Annotated in this window: 4 protein-coding genes and 1 pseudogene; all 5 read right to left on the reverse strand. The window is 55.9% G+C overall.

Features of this window, described 5'->3' with window-relative positions; genetic code table 11:
* Nucleotides 1–325 (reverse strand): annotated as a pseudogene (locus tag ABWW33_RS32815) (type VI secretion system tip protein VgrG); the annotation flags it as partial.
* 270 nt (nucleotides 326–595) lie between these two features.
* Nucleotides 596–1,636: an IS3 family transposase gene (locus ABWW33_RS32820; RefSeq protein ID WP_444551026.1), complete on the reverse strand. Its 1,041-nt coding sequence runs from the start codon at nucleotides 1,634–1,636 to the stop codon at nucleotides 596–598.
* A 442-nt stretch (nucleotides 1,637–2,078) separates the two neighbouring features.
* Nucleotides 2,079–3,047, reverse strand: coding sequence for a T6SS immunity protein Tli4 family protein (locus tag ABWW33_RS32825; protein WP_353405603.1), 969 nt, complete (start codon nucleotides 3,045–3,047; stop codon nucleotides 2,079–2,081).
* A complete protein-coding gene (locus ABWW33_RS32830; RefSeq protein WP_353405604.1) occupies nucleotides 3,044–4,669 on the reverse strand; it encodes a Tle4 family T6SS lipase effector in 1,626 nt (541 codons plus the stop codon). The genes ABWW33_RS32825 and ABWW33_RS32830 overlap by 4 nt, the downstream gene beginning before the upstream one ends.
* Nucleotides 4,670–4,774: 105 nt before the next feature.
* Nucleotides 4,775–5,141 (reverse strand): DUF2345 domain-containing protein (locus ABWW33_RS32835; RefSeq protein ID WP_353405605.1); only part of this gene is annotated, 367 nt, incomplete at its 5' end.

Consider the following 5,141-nt stretch of genomic DNA (forward strand, 5'->3'; position numbering starts at 1 on the left):
TGCCCAGCATGGCGGCCTGCGTGATCTCGCCGTGAAATTGCGTGCGGCTGCCGTCGGCCAGGCTGACGGCGAGGCTGGCCTGTTGCCCCAGCAGCGGCGCCAGGTCGATCAACGCGTTGGTCGACAGCACGATGACGTCGCGCGCGCCGGCGTCCTGCACGCCGTCGGCGGCGGCAAACGCTTCGACCAGCAGACCGCCCGCGCCGAGGTCGGCGTTGTCGTCCTGCGCCAGCGTCAGCTCGTACAAACGGGTGGCGCTGGAGAACTGCGCCAGCGCCGCAGTGGCCTGCTCGATCAACGACATCGTCACTATAATGTGCCTCAAAAAAATTCTTTGGCACAAAGTGTATTAAAAAATAAGTTAACGTGTTGCACGAATGCGGATATTAATATTCCGTGATCCTTACTAACTCTGCGCCGCTTTGGCCGTTGGCTCTGAACAGTGCCGCCAGGCTCTTGTGGCACACAATGAAACCGTCCAGTGAGCCCCCAAGCTTGAACAGCAGCCGTTGCGGCAACGGGATCGGGTCCAACCGGAGCGTGTCAATGAATTTGAAACACCTGGTTGAATAGGTGAGATTCTAAATCTCGGATTTCAGGCAGCTTTTTTCTCCATGTTCGGCGGGTTGATCCAGGCAGCCGTCGGCAGCGTCTGCGGCTGCGGCATGCGGTGTTTGAAGCGGTTGGGCGTGCGCTGGAAGGCACCAGCCAACGTGGCTTGTCGTTGCTTGCGCACCTCGGCGGCGCGGCCAGTGTGGATGCTCTCAGGCGTCATCATGCCGATGCCGGAATGGCGGTGCTGCTGGTTGTACCAAGTGAAGAACTGCGCGCAGTATGCGCGCGTATCGGCCAGCGAGCCGAAGCGGGCCGGGAAACCCGGCTGGTACTTCAAGGTTTTGAACTGCGCCTCCGAATATGGATTGTCGTCGGAAACGTAAGGCCGGCTGTGTGATTTCACAATGCCCAGATCCGACAGCAAAGTGGCCACCGGCTTGGAGCGCATGCTGCTGCCCCGGTCGGCGTGCAAGGCGAGCGTGCCTGGCGCAATGCATTCCTTGGCGGCGGTATCGGCGATGAGTTGTTCGGCCAGTTCGGCGGTTTCCTGCTCGGCGACCATCCAGCCGACCACGTAGCGGCTGAAGATATCGAGGATGACGTACAGATGAAAACAAGTTCCCCTGACCGGACCTTTTAGTTTGGTGATGTCCCAGCTCCACACTTGGTTGGGCATCACGGCCAGCAATTCCGGCTTGGTGTACTCGGGATGGCGCAGTTGATTGCGCCGCTCGCGCACGGCGGCATAGCCTTGCAGCAGGCGGTACATGGTGCGCACAGAGGCGACGTAACGCCCCTCGTCGAGCAGTTGAGCGTGGATGGCCGCCGGGGCGCAATTGGCGAAGCGCGGGCTGTTGAGCACGTCGAGCGCAATGCGCCGCTCCATCTCCGACAGCGCCAGCGGCGGGCGCCTGCTGGCGACGTCGGTGGACCAGGCCGGCAGCGGACAGACATTGCGCGCGGCGCGGTGGCGATACAGGGCGCTGCGTGGCAGGCGCAAGGCGCGGCAGGCACTGCACTTTCCTGCGCGATGGCAACGTGCTCGCATGCAAACAACAATGCCAACAGCATGGATGTCCATAACCGTTCAAACACTGCCCTACGCATAGTTCACCTCGCGGACACTCACGAATACAGCATTTTTCGCGCAAGTCGTCAACACCAACAGTGCGATAGCGCCGATCGCCGCCAGTCCGACGTAAAAGACACCCACATCGTTAATTCTCGCTCTTTTCATCTCCAGCCTGGAGAACTGCATTTCTCCAGTTCGCCAACTGTTCATTATTCGGGCTACGTCCGACAAGTCCACGTCAAGTAGGCATGTCTCACATGCACGTCTCGCACCAGTCCATTCGCCAAGATCTGCTCCAGTGATACCTGATAGGCCAACAATAACGCCTGGGACACAACGGCATGATTGCGCCAAGGCTCCGACATTCACTCATGCCTCCAGTCAGACAAGCGCAGCATCATCTCTTCAGGCTCAGTGTCGACGACCATTTTCGTACACACTCCTAGTCACATCAACGTGGGCGTACTGTTTTGATGACGCTATCCCACAACGCTAACGCTGCCGTCTCATCGCGTGCGCTAGGTCCTGTCACATCCATCTCCATATGAATTCGTGGTGTAGTTGCAGAAGGAACTGGACGCATGGTCTCCAACAGGAAGGAGAGGTCCTGCTCACTACCTTTTTCCCCAGGCCGAATAACGGATGCCCACTCCTGCGCTCGCATGCCCGCAACGTTTTTTTCTCCCTTGCGCAGCACTGATTCTTTAATGCCAAATTTTTTAAACAAAGAATTCGGCCCGCCTAATCGTTGGAGCAATGACTCCTTATCGTCTTTCTCATAAGTATTGACGTCAACGGAGAACACAGTATCGCTTACCTGCGCCGTCGCGAAATGGAATGAAGCGAGCTCTGACCGATATTTGCCCTTGACCGTCACGCCACCAAGACAAAACGACGCTAGGGTCGTGTCTGCTCGTTGGCTCTCCACGTTATGGACAAAGTCAAGCAGCATGGTTTCCGCCTCGGCCACCTGATTCTTGAATGACTTTATTGACGCTACCAGATAAACGTCGTTCAACATCCAGTGCGCCTCGCTCCGATAAGCATCCTCGATGACATGAGTACGAAACATCTTTCCATCTGCCGGCATATCGCTCACTTGGGATAACCTTGAGGTCATGCGGGCATCGTCCGCAAGCTCGGCATGCCGCTCGCCAACCCGACGCTTGAAGCGCTCCGCGGTCATTTGCGGCTCTACCACCAAGTCAATATAGCCGTCCTCTACCTGATTCTGATCAGGTGTGAAAGTCGCGCTCACGCCCGCCTTCAACGCATACATCTCGGGGAGGTCGATCAGACTATGGCCAATACAATTCGTTTTCATTACACTGTTCATTTTAGTGTCGGTGACATGTTCGTTTCTCTTCGCATCGCAGCCAACTACCGCTACGAGAAAAATCAAGCTCAGGATTAATTTCATAGTTTCGCCATAGCGGCTATTTTTGTGATCGCATAGTGTGTCACGCGTTGGGCCGCGGGGTTGTTATAAGAGCCCTCGTGCGCAAAGCCCTCCAGACGAAACTGCTGCCTGACATGCCCGAGACCATCGCGTCTCGGTGCCTTTCCCGAACTCACCGGGACCGTACCATCCCCTTTACCATCCTGCATATCGCTTTTAATTTCCCAGAAGCTGGTATCGTAGGTCACAACGGTGCCGCCTCCGCCAGGGGTATAAACGGTTTCCATCTTGGTTTCTCCCCCTACAAAAATTTTGTTCGCTCCATCTTCCCGCACTGCCTGGTGGGAAAAACCAGCGACCTGGTTCTCGCTAGGCGGCTTTCCGGTCTCCGGACTCAAGCCTTTGCGCATCTGCCACTTGATGCCCTCGAAGCTCGCGTACTTGTCTCCACTCGCGCCATAGTAGACGAACGTTTGAGGGTGGTAACTTTTGGCAAGCTTCGCGTGAAAGGCTTTCGCGATTTTGATGTTAATCGAAAAATCGTTCCAGCTAATCGGTTTCCCTTCCTCCGGAGATAGCCATTCCGGTCGCACCAGTCCCCACCAGCGATCTCGCACCAAATAAATTTCTTCGTACGGGTCTGAAACCGGCAAATTCAGAGTAGCCTTCCCATCGGCATCTGCGACGGATAACCAGCGCGGAGCGTAGCCCTCTGAGGGTAATAACTGCAAGGCGCCAGGCGCCTGTGCGAAAACCGCTGTGACTTCTTGCCCCGTTGCGCCGATGACCATCGCGGCCATCGCATCCTCGTCCTTCATGCCGACCTTACACCGACGATACGCTACTGCAGCGCCGACGGCGGGCATCACTCCATGTACCACGCCAGCAATCTTTTGCTCCATGCCCGGCAGCTGGGCGCAATACCGTGCAACCAACCCTCCCATTGAATGCGTTACTAAAATCACTTGTTGGCACTTGAACGCGCCGCCATTATTCTCAGCGATAATTTGCTCGATTCGCGTTTTCAGAGCGTTGCCCGCCGCCTCGTTGGACTGCAGCCAGTTATAACCGCATGCATAAACCGGAAACCGACACTTCGCTCGCTTCAACAGATCATCTGATAATACCGGCTCGGTAAAATGATGGTCCTCCGCAACACGAGGCAAGCCGCTCATCTCCATCGTAATACCTGGGAATAATTTGGGCTCCGGGGGACGTGTGCCGGGGGCGGGCGTAGCGCTTACTGCGGTATAGAAAAAGTCGCTCCATTTCGCCGGATTAAATCCCTGGCCATTCATTTTTTCTTCCAGCCAAAGCAGGAAATCGTGGTAGCTACCTTGGCTCACTTCCCCCCAACCACGGTTTCGATATATTTGCTGTTGGCCAACAGTCCCTGTGAGTTTTTTCGGCAAATTACCGTCTCGATAAACTTTCGTACGCTCGGGATGTAGAACTTGCTGCCGCTCGCCAGGAGTTTTCCCTCTCCATCTTCTAGCGACGCTAAGCGGAAGGCCCGCAGTCAGATCCAGTAGCCATACCGGGACATCATGCAGATCCGCGAGATTGCTGCCCATTATTCCCGGCACAAATACAATGGGCAGCGCAATCATTGGCGGCACCGTGAGTTTTACGGTATCGAGCAAGCTGGTACTGCTCAATTGCCAATCAAACGTAGGCCGTCCCTCAGTACCGGGGCGAGCCTGCTGACTACGTTCTTTCTCGGGTGGCACAGACGACATTATCAATCCTTATTTCAGCATACCTAAAATTACGATCTGAACATTCTCCGGCCGGAAGCCCTGTTGCAACGGGATTCGACCTTGGCCATCGGTAACGCCTTCAATGCGCGCACCGTCTTCTTTCATGATCGCATACCGCATGTTCTTGATGGGATCGCCTGATGGATCAAGCAATTGGAATTTTTCATCAAACGCCAGAGTCCCACGCGGCAAAACTGGCATCTCAGAGTTCATGCTCGCTGGGCCGGCAAACGCCTTCTTGCCGGCATGGATGGTCAATTTACCAGGGCATTGCACCGTGATATTGCCGCCGTCGATGGTGATATTCGCCCCGCCCGCCGTCGACAAGCTGATGCTCTTGGCCGCCGCCCAGTCC

Origin of the sequence: Duganella hordei, assembly GCF_040369125.1 — a bacterium.
GTDB lineage: Bacteria > Pseudomonadota > Gammaproteobacteria > Burkholderiales > Burkholderiaceae_D > Rugamonas > Rugamonas hordei.